Here is a 25,472-nt window from a genome sequence, read left to right as displayed (position 1 = left end):
GATCGACGTTCGGGTCCGCTCACGCCGACTGCAGCATCGACAGCAGGTGCGCGGAGACGTGCGCGGGCGTCAGCGCCGTCATCGACGGCAGGAGCAGCACGTACCGTGTGAAGATCACTCCGACGATCGCGGTCGCCATCCGTCGGGCGCGCTCCTGCCCGAATTCGGCGGTCAGCGCGGCGAAGACCGTGTGCTGCAGATACGTCATCAGCGTCGGTGAGCGATCGTCGCCGGATGCGAGCCGGCGAGCGAAGTGCTGCAGCCGCGGACCGTTGTCGGGGTGCTCCCACACCATGACGAGCCCCGCCGCGAGCCGGGCGAGATCGATGCGTCCGTGCTCGTCGGTCGCCGAGGCGACCACCTGATGCGGAGCGGCCCGCAGCGAGAGGGCCGCGGCGATCAGCGCATCGCGCGAGCCGAAATGATAATTGACCAGTGAATGGCTCACGCCCGCTTCTCGGGCGAGTTCGCGGGTCGACACCGACGCCAGATCGCCCGATTCGAAGTGCCGGTGGGCAGTCTCCAACAGGCTTCGGCGGGCCGTGGCAGCGCCCCGAGGTCGACCGGCGCGTTTATTGACCATGCTCGCATCCTGGCATCTGCGGGGTGATCGTGGGACCCATGAGCACCCAGATCGACACCGACTGCGTCATCGTCGGAGGCGGACCCGCCGGCCTGATGCTGGCGCTGATGCTCGCACGTCAGGGCATCGACGTCACCGTCGCCGAGAAGCACGCCGACTTCCTCCGCGACTTCCGTGGTGACACGATCCACCCCTCCACGCAGGAGCTGCTCCTCCAGCTCGGACTCCTCGACGAGTTCCTGGCTCGACCGCACAACGACATGTCCCGCGTCACCCTGAGCTGGCAGGGCACCGAGCTCACCCTCGCCGACTTCACCCGCCTGCCCACGCACCGCAAGGTCATGACCTTCATGCCGCAATGGGACTTCCTCGACCTGCTGGCCGGCAGCGCGTCGCGGCACCCGGGATTCCACCTGCTCCGTTCGACGCAGGTCGACGGACTCATCACGGAGAGGGGCCGCGTCGTGGGCGTCACCGGCACGGCGCCGGAAGGTGACGTCGTCGTGAGGGCGCAGCTCGTGGTCGATGCGTCCGGGCGCGATTCGGACGTGCGGGCGGCCGCCGGTCTCACCCAGGTCGGCAGCGCCGCGGCGATGGACGTGCTGTGGTTCCGGCTGGCGAGACGCGCGGGTGAGACGTATCCGTTCATCCAGGCCGGCGACGGCATGATCATCACGATCGATCGCGGCGACTTCTTCCAGATCGCACACGTCATCCCCGCCGGCAGTTGGACGGGCTCCGTCGACGACCTCGACCGCATGCGGAAGCGCGTCGCACGCATCTCACCGCGCATGACGGATCCCGTCGCCGCCGTCGCCGTGTCCGACGTGCACGTGTTGCGGGTGAGGCTCGAACGGCTGCGCCGCTGGTACACCGAGGGGATGCTGTGCATCGGCGACTCCGCACACGCCATGTCGCCGGCGGGCGGAGTGGGGATCAATCTCGCGATTCAGGATGCCGTGGCCACCGCCCGTCTTCTCGGACCGGTGCTGAAGGTGCGCGCCCCGGTGGGGAGGGACCTGCACCTGGTGCAGCGCCGGCGCACCTGGCCCGTCTGGATCACCCAGTTCGTGCAGCGCCGGATTCAGGGGCAGTTGATCGCATCGCGCGAGCCCGGTGCCGCGTTGCCGTTCGCGCTGCGGATGCTGCGCGATCACCCGCGGCTCGCATACCTGACCGGCAGGTTCGTCGGGTTGGGGGCGCGGCCGGAGTCGATGTGAGGGGCGGCTGGATGCGGGTTGCGTGAGCACCGGCACCCGTCCCACGTCGCCATCGAGAACTGCCGAATTGTTGGCTCGAGTTTCCCTCCGGACCGGTGTCAGGAGAACAGCTCGAGGGTCGATGCAGCGTCCCGTGCGAGGAGGAAACCGACGATTCCGATGATCCAAGCGGTGTTCTCCGCCGAGTTCTTCTCGAGCCAGGTGGCGAGCTTGACGAGCGGCGGCTCGACGAGTGGCCGGGCGACGACCCGGGCGGTGAGAAGCACGAGCGCCGGGGTGATCATGACGAGGCAGTACAGGACGAGCACTCCGGCCCACAACTGCGACGGCATGCCGGCTGCCGTGATCATTCCCACGGCGCCGAGATACGGGAGCATCGTCGCCAACTCCACGAGTCCCGCGCCAAGGGCGAGGGCGACCACGAGGGTCGGTGCGCCGTCACCCATCGCGCGATCGCGAAGCCGGGTGAGTCGACCGGGCGGGCGCTCCTCGTTCTCTGGCCTCTTCCGGTCGATCCAGAAGCTCCCGGCGACGAGCCCGACGCCGAGGACGAGCTGGGTCCAGCGAGCCGCCGGGGAGCGGAGCAGCTCCGAGAACCCGCTGAGCAGGGCATCAGCGCCCGCGGTGAGCGCGAGACCGACGAGGAAGTAGAACACGGCGATCGTCGACAAATAGAGCAGGACTCGTCCGGTGCGGACGCGCCCGGGGGCGACGAGGAAGAAGAGCGGGATGAGCAGGGTCCCGATGCTCAGGCTGTCCACGAGGGCGAGGGCACCCAACGTGAGGCCAAGTTCAAGAGTCATGCCTCCAGCCTCGGAGGGGTGCCCGCGGTGTGCATCGGGCGAAGGATGACCCGCTCGTACATCTTTCGGAGGACCGCCCCGGCCACGCCGTGTGCTGTGATGGGGGCATGGAATGGCGCAACGTGGCGGGCGTGCGGAACGTCTCGCACCTCTACGCCGTTCGGCCCGATCTTGTGACGGCCGTCGCCACAGCGGGTGCGGGCACCGCGTTCATAGCGATCGGGCTGACGAATCTCTGGTCGGACGCCGCGTGGGCACCGGACATCAGCCCGTGGTGGCACCTCATCCCGATCCTCGTCGGCTCCGCGCTCATGCTCGGCAAGCGGCGTCGCCCGGCGACCATGCTGTTCGCCGGCACCGTGGTCGCCGGCGTCGACATCTGGCTCGGCGGCAGCCTCGGCATGGTTCTCGTGTACTTCGATCTGCTGTATTCCGCGGTTCTCTTCGGGCGGGCACGGGTCGTCAGGGCACTTCTCGTCGTCATCGCGGTGCTCGTTGCTGCAGCCTTCGTCGCGCCGCTGCTCTCTGGTTCCTCGCTGCAGGCGGCAATGCTCCTCGCGCTTCAGGCGTTCCTCCTCCTCGGCACGCCGTACTGGTGGGGGATGTCGGTGCGCCGAAGTCGCGAGCTGGCGGCGCTCTCCGATGCTCGGGCACGTGATGCCGAACGCTTCGCCAGCATCGTCAAGGCCGACACCGTTCGCGAGGAACGAGGGCGGATGGCGCGCGATCTGCACGACGTCATCGCGGGAAACCTCTCGGCAATCGCGATCAACGCAGAGGCGGCACTGTCCTCGAAGACCCAGACGCATGATCGGGCGGCGCTGCGCGCGATTCGGGAGGCGAGCATCGACGGTCTCGACGAGATGCGCTCGATGATCCTCGTGTTGCGATCCGGAACTGATCCGCTCATCGCCCCGCCGCGTCTGGCTGAACTCCCCGATCTCGTGGCGCGGAGCCCGGCCGTGAACGTCACTTTCGTAGGCGACACGCCACACGTCCCCACCGCGATCGACCAAGCGCTCGCACGCATCGTGGGAGAAGGGCTGAGCAATGCGGCTCGGCACGCACCCGGGGCGGACGTCGAGATCCGTTTCCGAGCGACCGAGGCGGAGACCGGGGTGAGCATTCTGTCGCGCGGCGGCACCCCGGCGGCGCCGACCATCGGAACCGGCCACGGGATCGGACTTCTTCGCGAGCGCGCCGAGCTCCTCGGCGGCACGCTCTCGGCCGCTCCGGTCGAAGGTGGTTGGCGGCTCGATGCCCAGATACCGCGGAGTGCGCAGTGACCGTGCGCGTCCTCGTCGCAGACGATCACGCCGCCATCCGCGCAGGACTGCGCGCGCTCCTCGAGGAAGCGGACATCGAGGTGGTGGGCGAAGCAGCCGATGGTGCTGCGGCAGTGCGAAACGCGCGCGCCCTTCGGCCCGATGTCGTGCTCATGGATGTGCGCATGCCCGGCACCGACGGCATCGACGCTACGCGCACGATCGTGGCCGAGGCGCTCGCTGAGGTTCTCGTGCTGACCACATTCGACCTCGACGAGTACGTCTTCGGTGCCGTACGAGCGGGCGCTGCGGGATTCCTCTTGAAGTCCGCGACTGCTGGAGCCCTGCATGCCGCGGTGCACGCGGTCGCCCGGGGTGAGGGGGCGCTCGCCCCTGAGGTCACTCGCCGGCTGCTCGACGCATTCGCGACGACTGCGCAACCGGGCGAATCGGATCCCGTCCTCGCGAAACTGACCGAACGAGAGCGCGAAGTGCTCGCCGGGCTCGGACGCGGTCGCTCCAACGCCGATCTCGCAGGCGAACTCGGCATCAGCGAGTCGACGGCGAAGACACATGTCTCGCGCGTGCTCGGGAAGCTCGGTGTCTCGTCGCGCATGGAGGCCGCGGTTCTCGCACGGCATGCGGCGCCCGACTGAACGAGTTCCTCGGCAGAGAAGACGTCACTCCGTTCCTCGAGCGCGAAGAATGCACTACCCGGGAGTCCCCGGTCGGCTCTGGACCGAAGGTCGGATGATATGCAGCGAACCTGCCATTGAGATTCACGGACAGCGAGTCCCGGCGATTGATCGATCGGAGGCTTTGAGGATCAACATCAATGTAGTAGTATTATCGTACTAATCGATTCCCGCTCCTGTCTTTGGATATCGATCACGTACGAGCGAAGCAGCTCACAGCGGCCAGGCCCCAACGAAGGTGCCTGTGCGGAGAGGACTTACCGATGCACTCATTCAAGGCCGGCACCAAATGGCGGCGCGCTTCCACCGCTGCAGTCGCGCTTGGCACCGCGGCACTGCTATCCGGATGCGCTGTGTTCCAGGGGGATTCCGGGGGCTCTGCAGACGGCGACAACCTCGTCTTCTGGTCAATGTGGGAGCGGGGCGAACCGCAGAGCGAAGTGCTCCAGAGCGCCATCGACGAGTTCGAGGACGAGACCGGAGTCACGGTCGAGGTGCAATGGGCCGGCCGCGACGTCAGTACCCGCGTGCAGACCGCCGCGAACACCGGTGACGTGCCCGACCTGACCGACGATGCTGTCGAAGTGCTGCTCGCCGGAGCCGGGGCTGGCGTGTACCGGGGACTCGCTTCGGTGTACGAGCTCGAGATTCCCGGCGAAGACCAGACAGTCGCCGACGTGATTCCCTCGGCATACGTCGAGCCGTACGTGAACGCCGACGGGGAGCCCATCGTTGTTCCGCACAGCGTGACGACCACGTCGATCTGGTACGACGGCAACAAGCTGCCGGAGGTCGCCGCGGCACCGCCAACGACCTGGGACGAATTCCTCGCGCTCGTCTCCGACATGAGCGCTGCCGGGCAGGTGCCGTTCGCGGCCGACGGGACCATCCCCGACTATAACGCTTACTGGCTCGGACAGATGGTCCTTCGTCAATTGGGTCCGGGCTGGCTCAATGACGCCGCCCACGACAAGACCGGGGAGGCGTTCAAGGACCCCGAGTTCCTCGCAGTCGCGCAGCGCCTCGAGCAACTTGTCGACGCCGGGTACTTCATGGAGGGCTACCAGGGCAGCAAGCTGCCTGCGCAGGAGCAGGCCTGGGCCGCAGGCGACGCGAACTTCCTGATGATGGGGTCGTGGGCGCCGCTTGGGAAAGAGGATGTGGCGCGAGAAGGAGCAATCTGGCGCACGTTCCCGCTTCCGCTCGCCGAGGGCGGGGTGAACACCATCGAAGCGAACCTGCTGGGGTTCGGCATTCCCACTGACGCGAAGAACCCAGAGAACGCCGAGGAGTTCATCGCCTTCTTCATGGAGCACGACCGGATCGGCGGCATCTCATCGGAGGCCAACCAGCTCACACCTCGGGCAGACGTCGAGCCCCCGACCGATCTGGTCGACGTGGCAGAGATGCTCGCGAGCGCCGACTCCGCTCACCGCTATCTCGACGGGATCCCGTCGGAGCTTCCCGACTGGTGGACCGGCGTCTTCCTCCCCGTCGACGACCGGCTCTTCTTCGGTGAGATCTCAGCTGCCGAGTTCGTGGAACAGCTGTCCGCGGAATCGGCGAAGTTCTGGAAGAACAACGGATGACGGATCGCACGTCTCTGTCCACGCCGCCGAGGGCATCCAGGGTGGGTGGCGCGACGAGTCCGCTCGATGCGCAGCGTCGACGACTGCGCGTGCCGTTCATCCTGCCGGCCGTGATCTTCTACACCGTGTTCTTCGTCGCCCCATCGCTCGCCTCATTCGTGATCAGCCTGTTCCGGTGGCGTGGCGCGGGCGACGAGCCAGAGTGGCTGGGTCTCGGCAACTTCCTTCGACTGTTCAACGACGACATCTTCCGAGGCGCCTTCGTCAACACGCTCGTGGTGCTGCTGGTCGTGGGCGTGATCATCTTCGCCCTCGGCTTCTTCTTCACCGCGTTTGTCGCGGAGATGCGTGGCAAGCACATGCTGAGGGCCCTGATCTTCTTCCCGTCGCTGGTCAACCCGGTCGTGCTGGCAATCGCGTGGGGCTTCATCCTCGATCCGACCAGAGGAGCCCTGAACACCACGCTGCGTGCGATCGGGCTCGGCGAGTTCACCCAGGTGTGGCTCGGCCCGCAGCTCATCTTTCCGATGATCCTCCTCACCATGTCGTGGATGACAGTCGGCCTCTTCACCGTCATTCTCATGGCGGGAGCCGACCGGATCCCCACCTCGCTCTACGAGGATTGCGACCTCGCGGGCGCGACGATCGGGCAGCGGTTCCGCATGGTAACCCTCCCGCTGCTCTGGGAGGTCGCGGCAGTGGCCGCGGTGCTCTGGGTGATCACCGCGGTGAAGGCCTTCGAGTTCATCTACGCCTTCGCCGGAGTCGGCACGGCGCCACCGCGATCGACGTGGACCGCCTCGGTATACGTCTACATGCAGGGATTCGGCAGTCAAGGGCTTCCCGAGCTCGGACGCGCGAGCGCGATGTCGGTGGTGATGCTCATCGTGGTCGGTGTTCTCGTCGTCGTGCTGCGCAAGCTGATGAGCCGGCAGAAAGTGGAGTTCTGATGACCACGCAGTCCGTTGATCGGCCCGTTTCGGAGGGGCGCCCACGTCAGCAGCCGGGCGTCGGGAGGCAGCGGCGCGGCACCCCTGCGCCGCTCGCCCGTCGCCGCACGCCGTTGCGCATGCTGGGAATGGCCGCCGTCTGGGTATGGGTGGCCTTCAACTTGGCGATCTTCGTGTGGATGCTCCTGTCGTCGCTGAAGAGCGACGGCGAAGTATTCGCCGATCCGTGGGGGTTGCCCAACGTCTGGCACTTCGAGAACTACGTGCGGGCGTGGGAGGGCTCCGATCTCGGTACGGCGGCGCTCAACTCGGTGTTCCTGGTCGCGGCGGCCTCCGTGTTCACCGTCGCGATCGGTGCGCTGGCCGCTTACCCCCTCTCACGGCTCCAGTCGCGCAACAGCAACGTGACACTGATGTACTTCGTGCTCGGTATGGGAGTGCCGTTGCAGAGCATCGTCGTGCCGGCCTACATCGCGATGGCAGGGCTCAATATGACGAACACGCTCGGCGGGCTGTTCCTGCTCTACGTCGGGTTCTCACTTCCGTTCACGGTCTTCCTGCTGACCGGATTCTTCCGCACGCTGCCGACCAGGCTCGAAGAGGCTGCGGCACTCGACGGATGCTCCGCGTTCCGCACGTTCCGGAGCGTGATGCTGCCGCTCGCGAGGCCGGGCATCGTGACGGCCCTGCTGCTCAACGTCGTCAGCCTGTGGAACGAGACGCTGCTCGCGCTGATCTTCATCATCGACGACGGGAGGCAGACGCTCGCACTGGCGATCCTGGGCTTCTACGGCACCATGCTCTACAACAACGCGTGGGGCGCGCTCTTCGCGGGAGTGTGCATCGTGGTACTGCCGATGCTTCTGCTCTACCTCTGGCTTGGCAAGAACATCATGGACGGCATGACGCTGGGAGCGACGAAATGAGTATCGACAACATGACGGATCGAGCGGCGAGCGCGGTCGAGCGCACGACCACGGGCGTCGACGCCGTCACCTTCAAGGGGGCCACGCGCTTCTATCCGAAGTCGGATATCGCGGCGCTGGACGGCCTCGACCTCGAGGTGAGCGCCGGTGAGTTCATGGTGCTGGTCGGCCCGTCGGGTTCGGGGAAGTCGACCGCGTTGCGCATGCTCGCAGGGCTCGAGGGCGTGGATGCCGGAAGCATCCACATCGGTGACGTCGACGTCACACACCTCCCGCCGATCCAGCGGGACATCGCGATGGTGTTCCAGGACTACGCGCTCTACCCGCACATGACGGTCGCCGAGAACATCGGGTTCCACCTCAAGGTCGCAAAGATCTCGCGATCGGAGATCAGAACCCGCGTGAGCACCACGGCCGAGATGCTCGGTCTGACGCCGTACCTGGATCGACGCCCGGCCGCGCTGTCCGGCGGGCAGCGCCAGCGCGTCGCGATGGGACGGGCGATCATCCGCAGGCCGAAGGTGTTCCTCATGGATGAGCCGCTCTCCAACCTCGATGCCAAGCTGCGCACGCAAACGCGCAACGAGATCGCTCGGTTGCAGCGCAACCTCGGCATCACGACGATCTACGTGACGCACGACCAAGTGGAGGCGATGACGATGGGCGACCGCGTCGCGGTCCTTCGCGACGGACGGCTGCAGCAGTGCGACCGGCCGAAGCGTCTCTTCCAACGACCGGCGAACACCTTCGTCGCGACGTTCATGGGGACGCCGTCGATGGCGCTGCTCGAGGCGCACATCGAGGGCGAAGCGGCCCTGCTTCCCGGACATGCGCCACTCACCCTGACCCGTGACCAAATTGGCTGCGCTGACCGGAGCACGCGTGGTCGTCGGTGTGCGGCCCGATGCCGTCTCGCTGACCTCGCCGAGTGACGGCATTCCCGGGACGGTCGAGGTCGTCGAAGAGCTGGGAAACGAATCGTTCCTCTACGTGCGGTCCGAGTTGGCAGGTGGCTCCGTGACCATCGCCGTGCAGGACCGCGACGGTGTCTTGGACATCGCACCTGGAACGATGGTCGGCCTTCGCGTCACGCCCGGGATGGTGCACCTGTTCGACGCAGGGACCGGACAGCGGCTCCCGGACTGACCCCGCTCCCGCCCATGAATGGAAGACCTTCGATGACGACACTTCGCCTCGATTCGCTGCGGCAGCCCGCAGCCGATCTCGGTCCGCTCAACCCCCTGCCACCACTCGTACGCACCGGCGACCCGCATGATGGTCTCCCGCCCGAGATCGACGACCCCGCCATGCTCGCGAGGATCGAGTACGGACGGCTGCCCTCATTGATGCCGTACCTCTCCCAAGACGGCTACGATCGCGTGCGCACCGATCGGACACAGCCGACCGCGGTGCTCGAGAACGAGGTGTGGCGTGCGACCTTCCTCATCGGCCTGGGGGGTCGGCTGTGGTCGCTGATCCACAAGCCGACCGGTCGGGAGCTGCTGTACCGGAACTCGGTGTTCCAGCCCGGGAACCTCGGGCTTCGCAATGCGTGGTTCGCCGGTGGTGCCGAGTGGAACCTCGGCACCACCGGGCACACGGCCCTCACCTGCGAACCACTGCACGCGGTTCGTGTTGACGATCCCGACGGCACGCCCGTGCTGCGGATGTACGAGTACGAGCGATCGCGCGAGCTGCTCTTCAGCATCGACTTCTCGCTGCCCGAAGAGTCGGCGGTCATGCTCGCCACCATCCGCATCACCAACCCGACGACTGCTCCGGTGCCGCTGTACTGGTGGTCGAACATCGCCGTCCCGGAGCACGACGACGTTCGCGTCATCGCACCGGCGACGCAGGCGTTCCACTACGCCTACGATCGAGGACTGCACGTGATCCCCGTTCCCGAGAGCGGCGGGCGGGACCTCAGCTATCCGGCCACAGCCCCGGGTGCAGCCGACTGGTTCTTCGACTGCCGCCGGGCGACCCGGCCGTGGATCGCTGCGATCGATGGTCGAGGTCAGGGCCTTGTGCATGTCTCGACCGACCGACTCGTCGGCCGCAAGCTGTTCGCCTGGGGCAACGGGGTCGGTGGGCGCCACTGGCAGGAATTCCTCTGCGGCCCAGGTGAGCGATACCTGGAGATCCAAGGAGGACTGGCCTCGACGCAGTTCGAGCACGAGTCGCTCGCGGCCGGCGAGACCTGCACATGGGTGGAGGCCTTCGGCATGGCCGAGGTGGATCCTCGGTCGGCTCACGGGAGCTGGGCGGACGCCCGGCGAGCGGTCGCACTCAGCGCCGACGAGCTCGCGCCCAGCGAACTGCTCGAGGGGGCCCTCGCCGCCGCGCACCGCCGCGCCGACGTCGCTCCCGCGGCCGTCCTGCAACGTGGCTCCGGTTGGGGAGCACTGGAAGAGCGACGCCGGGAACATGTCGGGGAGGAGCCCATGGCGTCGCCGGGTACTCCGTTCCCGGACGACACGCTCGGCCTGGAGCAGCACGCATGGATCGAACTCCTCACCACCGGCGCCCTCCCGGCCAGCGACCCTGCCGAGCCCCCGCGGTCGTATCTCGTGAGCGAGCGCTGGCACCCGCATCTCGAATCGGCCGATGACGGTTGGGCCGCGTGGATGCACCGCGGACTGGCGCGCTGGTATGCAGGAGATCGGGACGGCGCGTATGAGGCGACCGCACGCTCGGTGGAGGTGCAGCCCACGGCGTGGTCGCTGCGCAACCTGGCGGTGATGGATCGCGCAGCCGGACGAACATCTCGCGCGGCGGAGCACTCCCTCGCGGCATGGCGGCTCGCTCCCGCGCTGCGACCACTGCTCATCGAGACGCTCGTCGCGCTCATCGAGGCGGGCGCGTCCGCCGAAGCGCTCGAGCTCATCGACGGACTGGATGCCGACCAACGCTCCATCGGCCGGATCCGGATGATCGAGCTGCGCGCAGCGTTGGCGTCCGGCGAGGTCGAACGAGCCGCTGCCCTGCTGGAGGCCGACATCGTCCCCGACGACCTGCAGGAGGGGGAGGACGCGCTCTCCGCCCTGTGGTCCGAATTCCATGCGCGTCGAGGCTCCGACCCCGTACCCGCTCTTCCAGTCCGACTCGATTTCCGGATGGGGTGAGCATGGACGTCGTTGCAGTTCACAACACGGCGAAGATCCGCCCTACCGACCCGCTGCCGCTCGGCGAATCGTTCGTCGATCTCGCCGCCGCGCGCAACCAGGCCGAAACGGGGCAACTGGTGCTGCGCACGCACGCCCCGATCGACGCGCTGCACGTCACGGTCTCAGCATTGCGCGGACCCGATGGCGAGACCTTGCCGGTGGAGCTGTTCCAGCAGCACTACATCCGCCTCGAGCGCACAACGACCCCCGCGTTCGAAACAGGCTGGTACCCCGACGCGCTCGTACCGTTGGAGGGCCCGATCGACGTCGAGCCGAACGCCAACCTGTCGGTGTGGCTGAAGGTCCGCGTCCCCGAAGGGCAACGGGCCGGCGACTACACGGGTATGGTCCGCGTCGGCGAGCGCGACATCCCCGTGCGCCTGCGCGTCTGGGACTTCGCGCTTCCGGCCGCCGGCCATTGCCGCACTGCGTTCGCAATCTGGTACGACCAGGTGGCCGACTACTACGGACTCACCCGCGATTCCGCCGAGCACTGGGAGCTCGCAGAGCGGTTCTACTGGTTCCAGCTGGAGCAACGCCTGCCTGCTGACGACCTTCCGATCTCGCCGTCGATCTCGGCGCAGGACTGGTTGTCGGCTGCAGCACGCTTCCTGGATGACCCGCGGGTGATCGCCTACCGGATTCCCGCCAGGCCGGCGGAGCCGTCGTGGACGACGGAGGTCGTCGACGGCCTTCGCCGGGCCGGGTGGCTCGAGCGCGGCTACTTCTATCTCGACGAGATCGACGAGCCGACGGCCGGCGGCATCGAGGAACCGCAGGGCGGGGCGGCGAGGGTGCGCGAGCTCTGCACATGGCTCCAAGGGATCGCCCCCGAGGTCGAACACCTCGTGACGGCGGAACCCGTGCCGGAACTCGAGGGAGCGGTCGCCACCTGGGTTCCGCTCTTCGATCGATACGACGCCGGCGACGCCCGCGACCGGCGATCGAAGGGGGAGGACTCCTGGTGGTACGGGTGCGTCTATCCGACGCATCCGTACCCGAGCTACCACATCGACGACGACCTCATGGCGGCACGGGTCGTGCCGTGGCTGATGCATCGCGACCGGATCGCTGGGAACCTCTATTGGGCGACGACGATCTTCGGCGCCTGGGATGGCGAGCGATTCGCGCCGCGTGACCCGTGGACTGATCCGATGGCGTGGCCAGGGGCGAACGGCGACGGTCAGCTGATCTATCCCGGACCGGATGGCCCGCTTCCGTCGATCCGACTGGAAGCGATTCGAGCAGGGCAGGATGACTTCGAGTACCTCTGTTTGCTCGAGCAGGCGCTCACCGAGTCGGCGGGCATCCATGCGGATGGCGTGTGCGAAGTGGAGTCGATCCTCGCGAGCTATCGCGACAGGATCGTCGAGTCGGCGTTCGACTTCGCCAGGGGAGCAGAGGTCGAGCGCGTGCGTCGTGCGATCGCCGTGCACATCCTCCGACTTCGCGGAATCGAGGTGGGCGCGGTCGAATCGAGTGCCTTCGTCTCGCTCGTCACGCCGGTCACCGCGCCGGAACCGGGCGCGATGCCATCACTGCGCCGTCGATTCGACCCGGACGAGGCAGAGAGCGAGGGCTGGGCGGCCGCTATCGACCGAGATGTGCTCCGTCTGCGAACGGGACCGAACGGAGAGCACCGCCCTTGGGTGCGCTGGAACATCGACGACCTCACCGACTTCGACGTCGTCGAGTTCGACCTCGTCAACCGCTCGTCGCTCTCGACCGCGCTCTTCGTCACGTTCCTTCGAGACGACGGCGTACGGCACGAGGGCGCCCGGGCAATGGTCGATGCGCATGGCCGCGAGCAGGTTGCGGTGCCGGTCGACTTCGCGCTGATGAACCCGTCGCGGATCACGGGGTTCCAGCTCGAGTTGATGCCCCATCAACCAGGAGCCCGACTGGAGGTTCGGGGAGTGAGTGTTTCCGCATCCACCGGTGTTACCCGGTTTCACCGGGCGCTCGGCTGAGGTGGCCGCGCCACGGGCTGCGCGGTGACCTCCACCCACCAGCGCAATGGCCGTCGCGGTGAGACGAAAGGCACGCGGTTGAGTCGTATCGCCGTGTCGAGCGCGTCGAAGTAGGCGGTCGCGGGCTCGATCGCGATGACGGGCTCTCGGCTGAAGGCGGCACGGTCGAACCAGAGACCGACGTACGGGCACTCGGGCGACCAGCTCAGCGCGAGGGTCGAGCCGTCGGCTCGCACGAGCCGGGCGCCGTGCACCGGTTGTTCGGGATGCGCGTAGAGCTTGCGATACCCGCTCGGCGGAACGGTGTCGATACTCGCGAGGTCCTCGCTCCAGATGAGTTCCGGCAGTGCCGGGTCCATCACGTCGACTACGCGCATCACGCCGGTCCCGCCGCCGTCGAGCTCCACCCGGGTGCCGGGCGGAGCGATGAACTGGGGATGTGCCGCCCAGAGGAAGGGCAGGACGCCCCGGAGGGCGGTGACCTCGTACTCGAGGCGCAGTCCGGTCTCGGTCGCGCGGATGCCGCGGCGGAGACGATATCCGAGCGATGACCCGACCGCAGTGACCGTGGTGCCATCGGTCTCCACGTCGAACGGGATGTCCCACAGATCGCCGTGATCGGGCAGATCGTGATCGCCGACGCGACAAGCCACGATCGTCGGCGCGCATTCATCCCAGCCCGCCATCTCGGCATCGACGAAGGCCTTGCCCCGGAGACCATCGGCTGACGGTTCGGCCTGGGCGAGCCATTCGACGCCATCGGCGTCGCGGAGGGAGAGTATCTTCGCACCGCGTCGGGGGTCGACGACGGCGGTCAGCGCAAGACCGCCGACGGTGATCATCGACGTGCTCGAATGGAAGGGCGCCGGTGGCGGCCCGGACCCACGGCGACCACCGGGCTCACACCGCCACCGTGGTGCTCTGTCCTCCGTCGACCGCCAAAGCCGCACCGGTTACATACGATGAGCCCTCGCCCGCGAGGAACACGACAACGGATGCGACCTCCTCGGGTCGGCCAAAGCGGCCGAGCGTCGCCTGCCGCCGCGCCGCGGCCCGGCCGGCCTCGTCGACCGAGTCCCAGGCCCGTGTCTCGATCGATCCGGGCAGTACCGCATTCACACGTACGTTCGGTGCGTACTCGACCGAGAGCTGACGAGTGAGCGCGACGATGCCGCCCTTCGCGGCCGCATAGGCAGGATGCCCCGGCCATCCGAGCAGCGCGTGCACACTCGCCACGTTGACCACCGCGCCGTGCGCTGCGGTCAACGTGTCGTGAAACGTGCGCACCGATCGATACACCCCGCCGAGCGTCACGTCGACCGTCGCCTGCCAATCGGCGGGATCGAGCTCGTGCACCGGGGCGACGGTGTTCCGGAAGGCGTTGTTGACGACGATCGCGGGAGGCCGACCGGCACCGCGGAGCTCCTCGGACAGGGCTGTCCAGTCGGCGTCCGATGCCACGTCGAGCCCGTGCGCGGTGGCCGAGCCTCCGGCCGCGCGGATGGTGCGCGCAACCTCCTCGGCGGACTCGGCGTCGAGGTCGGTGACGACGACATCATCGCCCTGGTCGGCGAAGGTGTGCGCGATCGCCGCGCCGATACCGTTCGCAGCGCCGGTGATGAGCACGACGCGGTTCATGCGTCCAGTCCATCATGTCTGGAGACGAGCGCAAGGAGTGCGGGCCCCTGGCCCCAGGGCACGACGTATCCACGAGGAACAGCCGAGTAGTGGTCGGGCACCGTGCTGGCGTAGACCGCGGCCGACACCTCGCAGAGTTGCGCGTCGGCGTCGAGCGACTGCAGCACCGCGTCGCGCGCCCGGTGGGCTGAGCGGGCGAGCACCGGCCGGTCGCCGATGCCCAATGCGATCGCCGAGCTCATCGCGTGGGCCATGAACGCGGCAGTCGAGTACTCGTCACCCGACGCCGGCCGGTCGACGACGACCTCCCAGTGCCCGTCGGGCCGCTGCAGGGCGGCCATCCGCTCGAGCAACAGGGCAGCGGATGACGCGAGCTGCCGTTCGTCGGCCGCGAATCGTTCGGCACCGGTCCCACCCGCGGAGCCGAGGGCGAGACGGCGCGCGCGCAGCTCGGTCACGACCTCGAGCAGTCCGAGTGCCGCCCACCCCTGCCCCCGGCCCCAGCCCGGGCCGAATGCGGCGTGCTCACCACGCAGGACGAAGTGGTCGAAGAGACCGTCTTGGCGCTGCAGCAACCGCACGTAGGCGCTCGCCTGTCCGACGCCGTCGGCGATGAGGGAGTCGTCGCCGACGACGCGGCCGAGCGCTGCGAAGAACGGCGGATCGAAATGCAGGCAGTCGACGAAGACACCCGCAGGTGGATCCGCGAGCAGCGCCCGGTCGTCGTCCGTCATCGGAGGCGCTCCATACGGTGCGAGGAGGGGCGCCCGGTCCCACGTCTCGTAAGCGCCGTCGAGCGTGTTCCGTCGGCGCAGGAAGGCGGCGAGCGCCGTGAGCACCGCGAGCAGCTGCCCGTCACGATGCCGCTCGGCCACGAGGGTGAGCGCGCGGCCGGGCACGGTGCAGTCGAGCCGGGCGAACGGCTGCGCGCGGGTCGCCCATGCGCGACCCCATCCGTGCGCGAACCGCTCCCACCGGTCGTCGCCGAGATGTGCCGATGCTTCGATGAGGGCCTCGAACGCGACGGAGTCGCCGAAGTCCCAGGTCTTGAAGTGCAGGTCGACGAGGACATCGGCGACCTGTCGAGCGAGCCCGATGGTGTCATCGTGGGGTGCAGCCGGGCCGGCTCGGCGCGTATTGCGCAGGGCGGCCGCGGCATCTGCTTCGGCGACGTACTCGTCGACGCCCCAGGCGACTCCGCTCATGCGGCCGCCCAGATCGCCACACCGTCGCGCTCTCCGACGCGGCGAGCGCGTCCCCGACCGGTCAGCCGCTCCAGGTGGCCGGCGACCGGGAAGGCGAGTGCGCCCTCGGTGCCGGCTACCGGCCACCGACCCGCGACGGAGTTCAGGTGTGCAAGGAGTTCGGCGAACGTGGATCCCGCGGGTGCCGCAGTGAGGGCATCGGTGACCAACTGGTCGAGCCGTTCCACGAACTCGCGGCTTCGTGCAAGGAAGGCCCGAGACGCATCCGTGTGCATGGTGGGGTAGTGGGCCGTGAGGAGGAGCCCACGGTCGAGCCCCTCGAGTCGAGCGACGGTCGCGAGATAGTCGTCGACATAGCGGTAGGTCGGCGGGAAGGCAGGCGTCCCGTCGGCGAGATCGACGGAATCCGCGAGTACGGCATCGCCCACGAGCACCGCGTCGGCCCATGGCACATCGATCGCGACGTGCCCGTGTGAATGACCCGGCACGCTGAGGACCTCGATCACGCGATCGGCGCCGAGATCGATGCGCTCGCCGTCGGCCGCGACCCCGTCGAGCGCGCCTTCACGGGTCACTGATCGGCACCAGGCGAGTACCGCCGGGTCCTCGTCCCAGCCGTAGTCCGCGACGAATCCGCGGGCACGTTCGGTGAGGTACCGGTCGTAGTCTTCGATGAGCGGCACGTCATCCGCACCGGCCACGATTCGTGCGTTCGCGAATGCCTCGCGGGCGTCGGCGACGCCTCCGAAGTGATCGACGTCGCAGTGCGAGACGACGACCGCAGTCACTTCGTCGGCCGTGCGGCCGAGCATCCCGAGAGCCGGCAACACGTGCGCGGGGATGGTGCCGTCGACCCCGGTGTCGTAGAGCAGCACGCCGGCCGGGCCTGCAACGAGGTACAGGCTTGTGAACCGCTCGCCGAGCGGGGAGTCTATCCGGTGCACACCCGACGCGACCTCGACGGGCGCGACGGCGTCGGTCTGCGGCGTTCGCTCGCCCATCGTCAGCGCCCCGTGAAGACTGGTGCGCGCTTCTCGGCGAAGGCTGCTTGGCCCTCGGCGGCGTCTTCGGTCTTCATCAGGTACGAGAAGGAGTCATTCTCGATGTGCAGCGCCGCGTCGATGCCGACGTTCTGAGCAACTCGCACCATGTACTTCGTTCGCTGCGTCGCGATCGGCGACTTTTCGGCGATCGACTCGGCGATGGCCGCCGCCCGTTCGAGGAGCTCGTCGCGCTCCACGAGCTCCTGCACGAGGCCGATCCGGTGCGCTTCGGCTGCGTCGATGCGCTCGCCGGTGAGGAGGATCTTCGAAGCGCTTCCGGGGCCGACCAGGTGCGTGAGGTACTGCGTCTGGCCCGAGCCGCCGTGCCAGCCCCAACGGATCTCGCCCGCGCCGAACGACGCGTCGGGGCTCGCGAGACGGATGTCGCAGGCGCTTGCCATCTCCAGGCCACCGCCGATGCAATACCCGTGCACCGCCGCGACCGCGGGCTTGCGCAACAGCCAGATCGCGCGCGCGTAGTCGGTGCGGTTGTCGAAGCGGTTGCGGTAGCTCCAGTTGTCGCCGTACTCGTCGAGGTCGGTGATGTCGCTGCCGGCGCTGAACGCACGGTCACCCGTGCCGTACAGCACGACAACTCGGATGTTCTGGTCGTTGTTGATCTCGAACACCAGCTCGTTCATGCGATGGTCCATCGCGACTGTCATGGCGTTGAGTTTCGCTGGGCGGTCGATCACCAGATGGGCGATGTGGCCATGGCGTTCGAGGCGAACTTCGCCGGAGCCGGGGTCGGTCATTTGGGCCTCCTGATGATCACGTGGACGTCTGCAGAGGCAGATAATCATATTATATGGTTGATGCGCAAGCGCCACCAGGTCGCTGGCCCACGTGAGCAGGATCATTTCACACGACCGTGTCGTCAGGTCGGGACAGTTGCCGGCATGTCCGCGCATCTCGACCAATCCGCGGCGTGTAGTAGTATTATCGTACTAATCGAAGGAGATTCGAATGACCGTCCCACACGCGCCGGAAGGTGCACTCGACGGCATCCGGGTGCTCGATGCCACGCAAATGCTGGCCGGTCCGCTGGCCGCCACCCGACTCGGCGACCTCGGAGCCGACGTCATCAAGCTCGAGTCGCCGCAGGGCGGCGAGTTCAATCGCACACACGGGTTCGACGACATCCGACTGCACGGCGAGATGACCACCTTCCTTGCTGTCAACCGCAACAAGCGCTCTCTGGCGGTCGACCTGAAGCACCCGGATTCACGCGAGATCGTCGTCGACCTCGTGCGCGACGCCGACGTGTTCGTGCAGAATTTCCGCCATGGCACAGCCGAGCGACTCGGTGTCGGCTACGAGCAGCTCCGCAAGATCAATCCGAGACTCGTGTACTGCTCGATCTCCGGATACGGTTCGTTCGGGCCCTACCGCGATCGGCCAGGTCAGGACCTCGTCGTGCAGGGATACTCCGGGTCGATGTTCTCCGTCGGCAGCGCCGACGACGCCCCCGAGCCCGGCGCGTTGTGGGCCGCCGACGTGATGACCGGCTACCAGGCCGCGATCGGCATCCTGGCCGCGCTGACCGCGCGCGAGCGGCTCGGTGTGGGCCAGAAGGTCGAGGTCGACATGCTCTCCATCGTGCTCGACGCTCAACTGCAGGAGCTCGTGACATTTCTGAACACGGGGCGTCAGCCCCAGCGGAGCGCCGAACCGTCCGCCCACGCGTTCATACCTGCGCCCTACGGCGTCTATCGCACGCAAGACGGTTGGCTCACGCTCGCGATGACCCCGCTCACCGCACTGGGCGACGTACTCGACGACGACTGGCTTCGCTCGCTCACCGACTACAACGACGGTCATACGCACCGCGACGAGGTGTACCGGCATATCCGTCACGCGTTCGAATCTCAGTCCACGGCGCACTGGTTGGAGCGTTGTGATCGCGTGAATGTGTGGGCGGGACCGGTGCACGACTACGCAGACGTCGCGAACGACCCTCACGTCGTCGAGACCGGCATGCTCGTCGAGCAGCCGTTCGGGGAACACGGCGACACCGTGCGCACCGTGCGGCCGCCGCTGCGGATGTCGGCGACACCGCCCACCATTCGGCGCGGTGCGCCCGTCCTCGGTGCCGATACCGCCGACATCCTCCACGATCTCGGCTGGACCGAGGAGCGCATCACCAGGGCTGCCGCGACCGGTGAGCTTGGCGTCGTGTCGGGCTCCTTCGCTCGGGCCTGACAGTAGGCTCTGCACCGTGAGTACATTCGGCGGACGCGGCCTGCATGGGCAGGTGGTCAATGCGCTGGGCGCCCGCATCATGTGCGGCGAATTGCCGCCAGGAAGCACACTCGACCCCGAGCAGGTCGCGGATGAATTCGACGTGAGCCGAACGGTCGTGCGCGAGGCGATCAAAGTGCTCGCCGCGAAGGGGCTCGTGGGCGCTCGCCCAAGGCTCGGCACCTTTGTCACCGAGCGGGCGCAGTGGCAGTTGCTCGACGCCGACGTGATGGCCTGGCGCGCAACCGACGCACCAGACCCGCGGCTGGTGGTCGAGCTCGACGAGGTGCGCCAGATCATCGAACCGGCCGCCGCACGGATGGCGGCCGAGCGTCGCAGCGCCGCCCAACTCGATCGTATCCGCGTCGCCTGCGACCTCCTCGACCAGTCGTATCAGAGCGATGACCCCGACCGTCCCGATCACACACAGGCCGATCTCGACTTTCACCGCGCCGTGCTCGCCGCAACGGGGAACGAGCTGCTCGAGCACTTCGAGGTCGTGCTCGCGCCCGCGTTGCAAGCTCGCGACAGGCTTGCGCACCGACACATGACCACGCTCGACTTCCTCGACGGGCATCGTGGGGTGCTCGACGCGATCGCGGCGGCCGACCCCGACACCGCTTACGAGCGCATGCGCGCGCTCATGGAGCTCAGTGCGACCAACTCGGCAGAGGCGCTCGGACTGCGTGCTCGCCGCAGTTAGACGGTAAGTGTCGCCCCCCGTGCGCTCGGCGAGCGAGCGAGGGTGCGCCGACCGCGACGCAGCCCGCCTGCGCCAGAGATGAGCGTGCATTCGCAGAATCTGCTCAGGTGTCGAAGGACCTCACCTCCCGCCGCTCAGCTCGCGACGTAGAGCGACTCGATTCCGGCATCCACCGACAGGGCGACGCCGTTGGTCGACCCCGAGCGGGGCCCGGCCAGGTACGCGACCGCCTCGGCGACCTCCTCGGCCGAGATGAGCCGCCCGTGCGGCTGGCGCGCCTCCAGCGCGTTGCGCGCGGCGGCGGGGTCGTCGGCATCGTTCAGGAGCCGGCCGATCCACGGGGTCTCGGTCGTGCCGGGGCACACCGAGTTGAAGCGCACGCCGTCGCGGAGGTGATCCGCTGCCATCGCGCGCGTCATCGACAGCACGGCACCCTTGCTCGCCGTGTACAGGGCCCGGTTCGGGAAGCCGGTCAGCGCGACGGCGGAGGCCACGTTCACGACGCTCGCCGTCGGCGAGGCGATCAGGTGCGGCAGGCAGGCGCGGATGACGTTGGCCGTGCCGATGACGTTGATCTCGAGCACCCGCCGCCATTCGTCGTTGTCGTTCTCGGCGACGGTGCCGGCGGCGCCGATGCCGGCGCAGTTGACGAGCATGTCGATGCGGCCGGTCGTCGCGACGATCGCGGCGACGGCCTCCGCGACCGCCGTCTCATCGGTGACGTCGACGGCGAACGCGAGGTCGTCGGGGGAGCCGTCGCGGTCGAGCACCGCGACCCGCGCACCGAGTTCGCGCAGCCGCGCCGCGCACGCGGCGCCGATCCCCGACGAGCCGCCGGTGACGACGGCGACCGTGCCGGCGAACCGGGGGTCGCTCATACCGCCTGCTCCTCGGCGACGACCAGCTGGCGCTGCAGGCCCAGGCCCTCGATCTCGATCTCCATGACGTCGCCGGCCTTCAGGTACGGGAAGCGACCCGAGAGGGCGACGCCCTCGGGGGTGCCGGTGAGGATCACGTCGCCCGGCTCCAGGACCGTGTAGCGGCTCAGGTCGCGGACGATCGTTGCGACGTCGAAGATGAGGTCGCTCGTGCTCGAGTCCTGCCGGGTCTCGCCGTTCACCCGCGAACGCAGACGCAGGTCGCCGGGCTCGATCTCGGACGCGGGGACGAGGGAGGGCCCGAGCGGGAGGAATCCGGGGCCGCTCTTGCCCTTCGACCACTGGCCGCCCGATTCCTCGAGCTGCCACGTGCGCTCGGAGATGTCGTTGGCGACCGTGTAGCCCGCGATGACGGCCATCGCGTCGTCGTCGGGACCCAGGCGCCAGGCGCGCCGCCCGACGACGAGGGCGAGCTCGACCTCCCAGTCGAGCTTGTCGGCCCCCGGCGTGGCCGGGAAGTCGTCGTCGGGGCCGGCGACCGTGTGCGACGGCTTCATGAAGACGACGATCCGCTCCGGCGGCTCCGAACCGCCCTCGCGAGCGTGGGCCGCGTAGTTCATGCCGATGCAGTACACCGAGTTCGGGCGCGCGATGGGCGGGCCGACGCGCAGGGTGTCGGCGTCCGCCAGCTCGGGCAGCGTGTCGAGCGTTGCGGTGACCGTGCCCACGGGGTCGCCGGCGAGGAATTCGCCGGTGATGTCGGCCGTGACCGGCCGCAGGTCGAGCGTGCGGCCGTCCACGACGGCGACGGGGATTTCGGCGCCCACGGGGCCGAGACGTTGGAACTGCATGGTGATCCGTTCGATGAGGAGGATGCCGGGCCGGAGCCCGACGGATGGTCGCGCCGGGGGAACCCGGCGGAGGTCGGGAGGATTCAGGAGAGTGCGACGCGCCGCACGCGCACGGTGGAGACGAACTCGCCGCCGCCCGCGATGACCGTGCCGTCACCGCCGCGCGTGCGCCCGCTGCTCGAGACGCCCTCGCCCGGCAGCACGTTGCCGGGCTCCACGGCCATCGCGTACATGCGGCGGAACCACGGCCAGCCGGTGCCGGCGTTCGCCTCGATCCACAGCCACGCCACGGGGTAGTCCTCGCGCTGCCAGCTCAGTTCCATGCCGAAGCCGTGCGTCGGGCTGGCGAACAGCACGGCGGGCTCGGGCGAGGCGAAGTCGGTCAGCGCGCCGAACAGCGCCTGTCTTGAACCGGGGCCGGGCAGCGCGACGCTCGAGGCGACGGGGCCTGCGGCGAGGATCGTGTCGGGGCGCCCCGCGACATCGGCACCGGTGAGCGTGCCCGGAGCCGCGGCATCCGTGAGCAGTGCGCCCGCATCGGTGGCCAGGTAGCTGTGCGCATCGAGGAACGGCGTTCCGAAGGCGGGATGCTGCAGCATCCGTGCACTCGCATCGTCGTCCGACAGGTTGCGCACCGTGTCGACCACGGTCAGCCCGTCGTCGTCGACGTCGATGCGGCGGTGCAGCTCGAAGGGCGCCGTGATGAGCCGGGCGGTCAGCTCGGCGGACGACTCGCCGTGTTCGAGCACCCGCCACGTCGAGAGGGCCGACTCGCCGTGGTAGCCCTGGAGCACGCCGTCGTGCACGCGCTCCGGACCCGCGTTCGGGGTGAGGAACTGCCAGCCGCCGGGGTAGCCGGTCGTCCATCGCGTCATCGAGTCGCCGCCGAATGCGGGGGGCGTCGTCGCGTCGGCCGTCGGCGAGACGCTGAGGGTCGGGATGCCGGTGGCGCGGTCGACGATCTGCACGATGTCGGCGCCGCGCTCCGGCGCGACGACGACCTCGAACATCGACGAGGAGAGCGTGATCGTCATGGCTCAGCCCCGGAAGAGCGCGACGGGGGCGCCGACGGCGCCGTGCCCGCTGATCTCGAAGACGGAGCCGGCGGCCGGTTCGCTCTCGGCCGCGAGCCCGGCCGCGGCCGACGTGACCCACAACGTCCGGAGGTCGGGCCCGACGAAGGCGCAGGAGGTCGGCTGCTCGGTCGGGATCGGGATGCTGCGGAGCACCGTGCCATCGGCATCCAGCTCGTGCACGGCGCTGCCCCCGAACTCGGCGAGCCAGAGGTGCCCGTCGGCGGAGACCGCGAGTCCGTCGGGGTAGCCGCCGAAGTCCCGTGCGATGACGGTCGGCTCGCTGGTGATCGTGCTCGTCTCGGGGTCGAAGTCGAAGCGCAGGATGCGGCGATCCTGGGTCTCGACGAGGTACATCGCCGTGCCGTCGGGGCTCCAGCCGATGCCGTTGGGCTGGGTGAGGCCCGGCAGGATCAGCTCGGCGGCGAGGTGCTCGTCGAGCCGCCAGAGGCCGCCGAGGCCTGCGCGAAAGTCCATCGCGCAACTGCCCGCCCAGTATCGCCCCGCGGGGTCGACCTTGGCGTCGTTCATGCGGATGCCGGGGGAGAGGATGTCGATGCGACGGGTCACCGCGCCCGCGGCATCCAGCACCGCGAAGCCGGACTCGACCGCGAGCACCAGGCCGCCGTTCGCGCGGGGAGCCGCCGCCCCCACCATCTCGGGATACTCGATCACGGCGGTGCCGCCGCCGATCGTGGAGCGCAGCACCTGCTTGCCGACGATGTCGACCCACACCACGGTGTCGCTGACGGTGTCCCAGTACGGACCCTCGCCGCAGGCTGCGCGGCGTGAGACGACGACGTTGACGCTCTCGGACACTGTGTTCTCCCAGGTGGTGAGTGGTGGGCGCCGCTACTCGGCGAAGAAGGTCGGATTGGCCGCGCGCAGGCGCACGGTGTCGGTGAGCACGCGGGTGGAGTGCTGGTCGATCACCCGAGTGCCCAGATCGAGATCCCGGGCGGCGAGGGCGTCGACGAGCTGCTGGTGCTCGACGAGGAGCTCGCCGTTGGTGAGCGCCGCCTCGAGGTTCAGGCGGCGGAGCCGGTCGAGCTGGATCTTCGTGGCGCGGACGACGTCCCACAGTCGCGGCACCCCCGCGAGCTTGAACACCGTCTGGTGCAGCAGCTCGTCGGTGTCGAAGTACGCGTCGAGGTCGCCGGCGCCGGCCGCGGCGACGTTCGCGTCGACGTGGGCCTGGATCTCCGTGGTGTCGGGCGTGCCGTTCGCGATCGCCTGCTGGAAGGCGCTCGTCTCGAGTGCGCGGCGGATGAAGACCGCCTCCTCCACCTCGCGGATCGAGATCGGCGCGATGCGGCTGCCGACCTGCGGGACGACCGTGACGAGGCCGAGGTCGACGAGCCGGGTGATCGCCTCCCTGACGGGAGATCGGCTGACCTGGAGCGATGCGGCGATGCCCGGCTCCGAGATCGGGGAACCGGGCGGCAGCTGGAGGTTCCGGATGGATTCGCTCAGCGTCGTGAACACGGCGTCGGAGATGCGATACCGCGATCTCGGGGTCGCCAATGGCTGCAGGGCGGGGATCGCTGAGGGTGTGTTCGTCATGTGTGCCTCCTCTCCGGAGTCTAGCTTGCGGACTAGTATACAAGTATGTAGAGTTGCCGCCGCATCACATCCGAACATTCAAAGGAGAACGTCGATGAAGGTCACCAAACTCCTCACGGCGATCGCGGGCGCCGCCCTGGTCGCCTCAGCGCTCGCCGCCTGCAGCGGCACAGCGGCAGCCGGGGGCGGCGGGGAAGCCGGTCCGAAGATCGGGCTGATCATGCTCCAGGGCGACACCTACTTCCAGGGCATCCAGTCCGGCCTCGAGGCCGCCGTCGAGGCCGACGGGGGAACCGTGACCACCGGCCTCTCGAACAACGACCCCGCGACCGAGAACCAGGTCGCGCAGAACATGATCCAGGCCCAGATGGACGCCGTCCTCATCCAGCCCACCGCCGACGAGGCGTCGCTGGCGACCATGAAGGCGATCAAGGATGCCGGCATCGCACTGATCTGCTACGGCAACTGCGTCGGCGCCACGGCGGATCCCGACGTCGTCGACGGAGTCATCCAGTCGGACAACACGGCGCTCGGCACCGGGACCGGCGAGGTCGCGGCCGCGTACGCCACCGAGAACCTCGGCGACACCGTCGATCTCGCGATCCTCAACTGCGATGTCGCCTCGGCCTGCAAGCTTCGCAAGGCCGGGTTCCTCGAGGCGCTCGAGGCCGGCGGCATCACGGTCAACATCGTCACCGACCAGGAGGCGTACCTCGTCGACAAGGCCACCCCCGTGGCGACCGACATCCTCACGGCGAACCCCGACATCGACATGATCTGGGCCTCGAACGACGGCGGCACCGCCGGTGCGGCGATCGCCGTGAAGCAGGCCGGCGCCGACGTCCCCGTCTTCGGCACCGACATCTCCACCCAGATCGCCGACTTCCTGCTCGACCCCTCCGGCACCCTGCAGGCGTCCACCGGTCAGGACCCGGTCGGCACGGCCGAAGGCGCGTACGAGATGGCGAAGGCCGTCATCGCGGGCAAGGCGGTCGACCCGCACAGCGTCGAGCTGCCCGGCATCGTCTACGACCGCAACGCTCCCGACACCATCGACGCGTTCCTGAACCAGTAGCGATCAACCCGGCCGGCGGGGCACTGCGGTGCCC

The 25,472-nt window shown here is 68.4% G+C and carries 23 protein-coding genes and 1 pseudogene; 12 read left to right on the top strand and 12 right to left on the bottom strand.

From position 1 onward, the window contains the following. Positions 1-19: 19 nt before the first annotated feature. Positions 20-583 (bottom strand): TetR/AcrR family transcriptional regulator, encoded by a 564-nt coding sequence (locus tag ACFTQE_RS07515; protein WP_376924458.1) that lies wholly within the window; start codon positions 581-583, stop codon positions 20-22. Between the two features lie 38 nt (positions 584-621). On the opposite strand from ACFTQE_RS07515, the gene ACFTQE_RS07510 reads away from it, so the two are divergent. Continuing rightward, positions 622-1,803: an FAD-dependent oxidoreductase gene (locus ACFTQE_RS07510; protein ID WP_376924457.1), complete on the top strand. Its 1,182-nt coding sequence runs from the start codon at positions 622-624 to the stop codon at positions 1,801-1,803. Between the two features lie 98 nt (positions 1,804-1,901). On the opposite strand, the gene ACFTQE_RS07505 is transcribed toward ACFTQE_RS07510, so the two are convergent. Continuing rightward, positions 1,902-2,606, bottom strand: a complete 705-nt coding sequence (locus ACFTQE_RS07505) for a GAP family protein (protein WP_376924456.1) — start codon at positions 2,604-2,606, stop codon at positions 1,902-1,904. Between the two features lie 173 nt (positions 2,607-2,779). Here ACFTQE_RS07505 and ACFTQE_RS07500 point away from each other — a divergent pair, with 173 nt between their 5' ends. The 8 genes and pseudogenes from ACFTQE_RS07500 (at position 2,780) to ACFTQE_RS07465 (ending at position 13,168) form a co-directional block, all read left to right on the top strand. Beyond that, positions 2,780-3,892 carry a sensor histidine kinase gene (locus ACFTQE_RS07500; protein ID WP_376924455.1) on the top strand — a complete coding sequence of 371 codons (1,113 nt, stop codon included), beginning with the start codon at positions 2,780-2,782 and terminating at the stop codon, positions 3,890-3,892. Beyond that, positions 3,889-4,527: a response regulator gene (locus tag ACFTQE_RS07495; RefSeq protein ID WP_376924454.1), complete on the top strand. Its 639-nt coding sequence runs from the start codon at positions 3,889-3,891 to the stop codon at positions 4,525-4,527. The genes ACFTQE_RS07500 and ACFTQE_RS07495 overlap by 4 nt, the downstream gene beginning before the upstream one ends. A 221-nt stretch (positions 4,528-4,748) precedes the next feature. Further along, positions 4,749-6,155: an ABC transporter substrate-binding protein gene (locus ACFTQE_RS07490; RefSeq protein ID WP_376924453.1), complete on the top strand. Its 1,407-nt coding sequence runs from the start codon at positions 4,749-4,751 to the stop codon at positions 6,153-6,155. Beyond that, complete coding sequence (locus tag ACFTQE_RS07485; protein ID WP_376924452.1) at positions 6,152-7,105, top strand: carbohydrate ABC transporter permease; 954 nt, start codon at positions 6,152-6,154, stop codon at positions 7,103-7,105. Before ACFTQE_RS07490 ends, ACFTQE_RS07485 begins: the two co-directional genes overlap by 4 nt. Next, a complete protein-coding gene (locus ACFTQE_RS07480) occupies positions 7,105-8,031 on the top strand; it encodes a carbohydrate ABC transporter permease (protein WP_376924451.1) in 927 nt (308 codons plus the stop codon). The genes ACFTQE_RS07485 and ACFTQE_RS07480 overlap by 1 nt, the downstream gene beginning before the upstream one ends. 11 nt (positions 8,032-8,042) lie before the next feature. Then, positions 8,043-9,177, top strand: a pseudogene (locus tag ACFTQE_RS07475) (ABC transporter ATP-binding protein). Positions 9,178-9,209: 32 nt separating this feature from the next. Beyond that, positions 9,210-11,156, top strand: a complete 1,947-nt coding sequence (locus ACFTQE_RS07470; RefSeq protein ID WP_376924450.1) for a DUF5107 domain-containing protein — start codon at positions 9,210-9,212, stop codon at positions 11,154-11,156. Between the two features lie 2 nt (positions 11,157-11,158). Beyond that, complete coding sequence (locus ACFTQE_RS07465) at positions 11,159-13,168, top strand: glycoside hydrolase domain-containing protein (protein ID WP_376924449.1); 2,010 nt, start codon at positions 11,159-11,161, stop codon at positions 13,166-13,168. Here the strand turns inward: ACFTQE_RS07465 and ACFTQE_RS07460 are convergent. The 5 genes from ACFTQE_RS07460 to ACFTQE_RS07440 are packed head-to-tail and all read right to left on the bottom strand — an operon-like array spanning position 13,150 to position 17,914. Then, the gene (locus ACFTQE_RS07460) at positions 13,150-14,010 is read right to left on the bottom strand and encodes a hypothetical protein (RefSeq protein ID WP_376924448.1); all 861 of its coding nucleotides are present in this window, start codon (positions 14,008-14,010) and stop codon (positions 13,150-13,152) included. The genes ACFTQE_RS07465 and ACFTQE_RS07460 overlap by 19 nt on opposite strands. 58 nt (positions 14,011-14,068) lie before the next feature. Continuing rightward, positions 14,069-14,806 (bottom strand): SDR family NAD(P)-dependent oxidoreductase, encoded by a 738-nt coding sequence (locus ACFTQE_RS07455; RefSeq protein WP_376924447.1) that lies wholly within the window; start codon positions 14,804-14,806, stop codon positions 14,069-14,071. Further along, entirely contained in the window at positions 14,803-16,011 is a 1,209-nt protein-coding gene (locus tag ACFTQE_RS07450; RefSeq protein ID WP_376924446.1) for a glycoside hydrolase family 88 protein, read from the bottom strand. The genes ACFTQE_RS07455 and ACFTQE_RS07450 overlap by 4 nt, the downstream gene beginning before the upstream one ends. After that, complete coding sequence (locus ACFTQE_RS07445; RefSeq protein ID WP_376924445.1) at positions 16,008-17,012, bottom strand: MBL fold metallo-hydrolase; 1,005 nt, start codon at positions 17,010-17,012, stop codon at positions 16,008-16,010. The genes ACFTQE_RS07450 and ACFTQE_RS07445 overlap by 4 nt, the downstream gene beginning before the upstream one ends. A gap of 2 nt (positions 17,013-17,014) precedes the next feature. Beyond that, positions 17,015-17,914, bottom strand: coding sequence for an enoyl-CoA hydratase/isomerase family protein (locus ACFTQE_RS07440; protein WP_376924444.1), 900 nt, complete (start codon positions 17,912-17,914; stop codon positions 17,015-17,017). Positions 17,915-18,020: 106 nt separating this feature from the next. Between ACFTQE_RS07440 and ACFTQE_RS07435 the strand changes: the two genes are divergently transcribed. Together ACFTQE_RS07435 and ACFTQE_RS07430 are read left to right on the top strand one after the other, a co-directional pair. Beyond that, the gene (locus ACFTQE_RS07435; RefSeq protein WP_376924443.1) at positions 18,021-19,256 is read left to right on the top strand and encodes a CaiB/BaiF CoA transferase family protein; all 1,236 of its coding nucleotides are present in this window, start codon (positions 18,021-18,023) and stop codon (positions 19,254-19,256) included. Between the two features lie 16 nt (positions 19,257-19,272). Continuing rightward, the gene (locus ACFTQE_RS07430) at positions 19,273-19,998 is read left to right on the top strand and encodes a FadR/GntR family transcriptional regulator (protein WP_376924442.1); all 726 of its coding nucleotides are present in this window, start codon (positions 19,273-19,275) and stop codon (positions 19,996-19,998) included. 134 nt (positions 19,999-20,132) lie between these two features. Here the strand turns inward: ACFTQE_RS07430 and ACFTQE_RS07425 are convergent, their stop codons facing one another. The 5 genes from ACFTQE_RS07425 to ACFTQE_RS07405 form a co-directional block, all read right to left on the bottom strand. Further along, positions 20,133-20,876: an SDR family NAD(P)-dependent oxidoreductase gene (locus tag ACFTQE_RS07425; RefSeq protein WP_376924441.1), complete on the bottom strand. Its 744-nt coding sequence runs from the start codon at positions 20,874-20,876 to the stop codon at positions 20,133-20,135. Continuing rightward, positions 20,873-21,727, bottom strand: coding sequence for a fumarylacetoacetate hydrolase family protein (locus tag ACFTQE_RS07420; RefSeq protein WP_376924440.1), 855 nt, complete (start codon positions 21,725-21,727; stop codon positions 20,873-20,875). The genes ACFTQE_RS07425 and ACFTQE_RS07420 overlap by 4 nt, the downstream gene beginning before the upstream one ends. Before the next feature lie 83 nt (positions 21,728-21,810). Continuing rightward, complete coding sequence (locus tag ACFTQE_RS07415) at positions 21,811-22,761, bottom strand: DUF4432 family protein (RefSeq protein WP_376924439.1); 951 nt, start codon at positions 22,759-22,761, stop codon at positions 21,811-21,813. Between the two features lie 3 nt (positions 22,762-22,764). Beyond that, entirely contained in the window at positions 22,765-23,619 is an 855-nt protein-coding gene (locus ACFTQE_RS07410) for an SMP-30/gluconolactonase/LRE family protein (RefSeq protein WP_376924438.1), read from the bottom strand. Between the two features lie 33 nt (positions 23,620-23,652). Then, entirely contained in the window at positions 23,653-24,363 is a 711-nt protein-coding gene (locus tag ACFTQE_RS07405; protein ID WP_376924437.1) for a GntR family transcriptional regulator, read from the bottom strand. A 94-nt stretch (positions 24,364-24,457) separates the two neighbouring features. Here ACFTQE_RS07405 and ACFTQE_RS07400 point away from each other — a divergent pair, with 94 nt between their 5' ends. After that, positions 24,458-25,438 carry a substrate-binding domain-containing protein gene (locus tag ACFTQE_RS07400; protein WP_376924436.1) on the top strand — a complete coding sequence of 327 codons (981 nt, stop codon included), beginning with the start codon at positions 24,458-24,460 and terminating at the stop codon, positions 25,436-25,438. The last annotated feature ends 34 nt before the right edge of the window (positions 25,439-25,472 follow it).

The organism is Agromyces sp. NPDC056965 (genome assembly GCF_042673425.1).
GTDB lineage: Bacteria > Actinomycetota > Actinomycetes > Actinomycetales > Microbacteriaceae > Agromyces.
This window is presented reverse-complemented; position numbering and strand designations above follow the sequence as displayed.

What these genes read in the sequence shown, in the direction of transcription:
- ACFTQE_RS07515 (WP_376924458.1), bottom strand. Translation starts at nt 583, where the DNA reads ATGGTCAATAAACGCGCCGGTCGACCTCGGGGCGCTGCCACGGCCCGC.
- ACFTQE_RS07510 (WP_376924457.1), top strand. Translation starts at nt 622, where the DNA reads ATGAGCACCCAGATCGACACCGACTGCGTCATCGTCGGAGGCGGACCC.
- ACFTQE_RS07505 (WP_376924456.1), bottom strand. Translation starts at nt 2,606, where the DNA reads ATGACTCTTGAACTTGGCCTCACGTTGGGTGCCCTCGCCCTCGTGGAC.
- ACFTQE_RS07485 (WP_376924452.1), top strand. Translation starts at nt 6,152, where the DNA reads ATGACGGATCGCACGTCTCTGTCCACGCCGCCGAGGGCATCCAGGGTG.
- ACFTQE_RS07480 (WP_376924451.1), top strand. Translation starts at nt 7,105, where the DNA reads ATGACCACGCAGTCCGTTGATCGGCCCGTTTCGGAGGGGCGCCCACGT.
- ACFTQE_RS07470 (WP_376924450.1), top strand. Translation starts at nt 9,210, where the DNA reads ATGACGACACTTCGCCTCGATTCGCTGCGGCAGCCCGCAGCCGATCTC.
- ACFTQE_RS07465 (WP_376924449.1), top strand. Translation starts at nt 11,159, where the DNA reads ATGGACGTCGTTGCAGTTCACAACACGGCGAAGATCCGCCCTACCGAC.
- ACFTQE_RS07460 (WP_376924448.1), bottom strand. Translation starts at nt 14,010, where the DNA reads ATGATCACCGTCGGCGGTCTTGCGCTGACCGCCGTCGTCGACCCCCGA.
- ACFTQE_RS07455 (WP_376924447.1), bottom strand. Translation starts at nt 14,806, where the DNA reads ATGAACCGCGTCGTGCTCATCACCGGCGCTGCGAACGGTATCGGCGCG.
- ACFTQE_RS07450 (WP_376924446.1), bottom strand. Translation starts at nt 16,011, where the DNA reads ATGAGCGGAGTCGCCTGGGGCGTCGACGAGTACGTCGCCGAAGCAGAT.
- ACFTQE_RS07445 (WP_376924445.1), bottom strand. Translation starts at nt 17,012, where the DNA reads ATGGGCGAGCGAACGCCGCAGACCGACGCCGTCGCGCCCGTCGAGGTC.
- ACFTQE_RS07440 (WP_376924444.1), bottom strand. Translation starts at nt 17,914, where the DNA reads ATGATCCTGCTCACGTGGGCCAGCGACCTGGTGGCGCTTGCGCATCAA.
- ACFTQE_RS07435 (WP_376924443.1), top strand. Translation starts at nt 18,021, where the DNA reads ATGACCGTCCCACACGCGCCGGAAGGTGCACTCGACGGCATCCGGGTG.
- ACFTQE_RS07425 (WP_376924441.1), bottom strand. Translation starts at nt 20,876, where the DNA reads ATGAGCGACCCCCGGTTCGCCGGCACGGTCGCCGTCGTCACCGGCGGC.
- ACFTQE_RS07420 (WP_376924440.1), bottom strand. Translation starts at nt 21,727, where the DNA reads ATGCAGTTCCAACGTCTCGGCCCCGTGGGCGCCGAAATCCCCGTCGCC.
- ACFTQE_RS07415 (WP_376924439.1), bottom strand. Translation starts at nt 22,761, where the DNA reads ATGACGATCACGCTCTCCTCGTCGATGTTCGAGGTCGTCGTCGCGCCG.
- ACFTQE_RS07405 (WP_376924437.1), bottom strand. Translation starts at nt 24,363, where the DNA reads ATGACGAACACACCCTCAGCGATCCCCGCCCTGCAGCCATTGGCGACC.
- ACFTQE_RS07400 (WP_376924436.1), top strand. Translation starts at nt 24,458, where the DNA reads ATGAAGGTCACCAAACTCCTCACGGCGATCGCGGGCGCCGCCCTGGTC.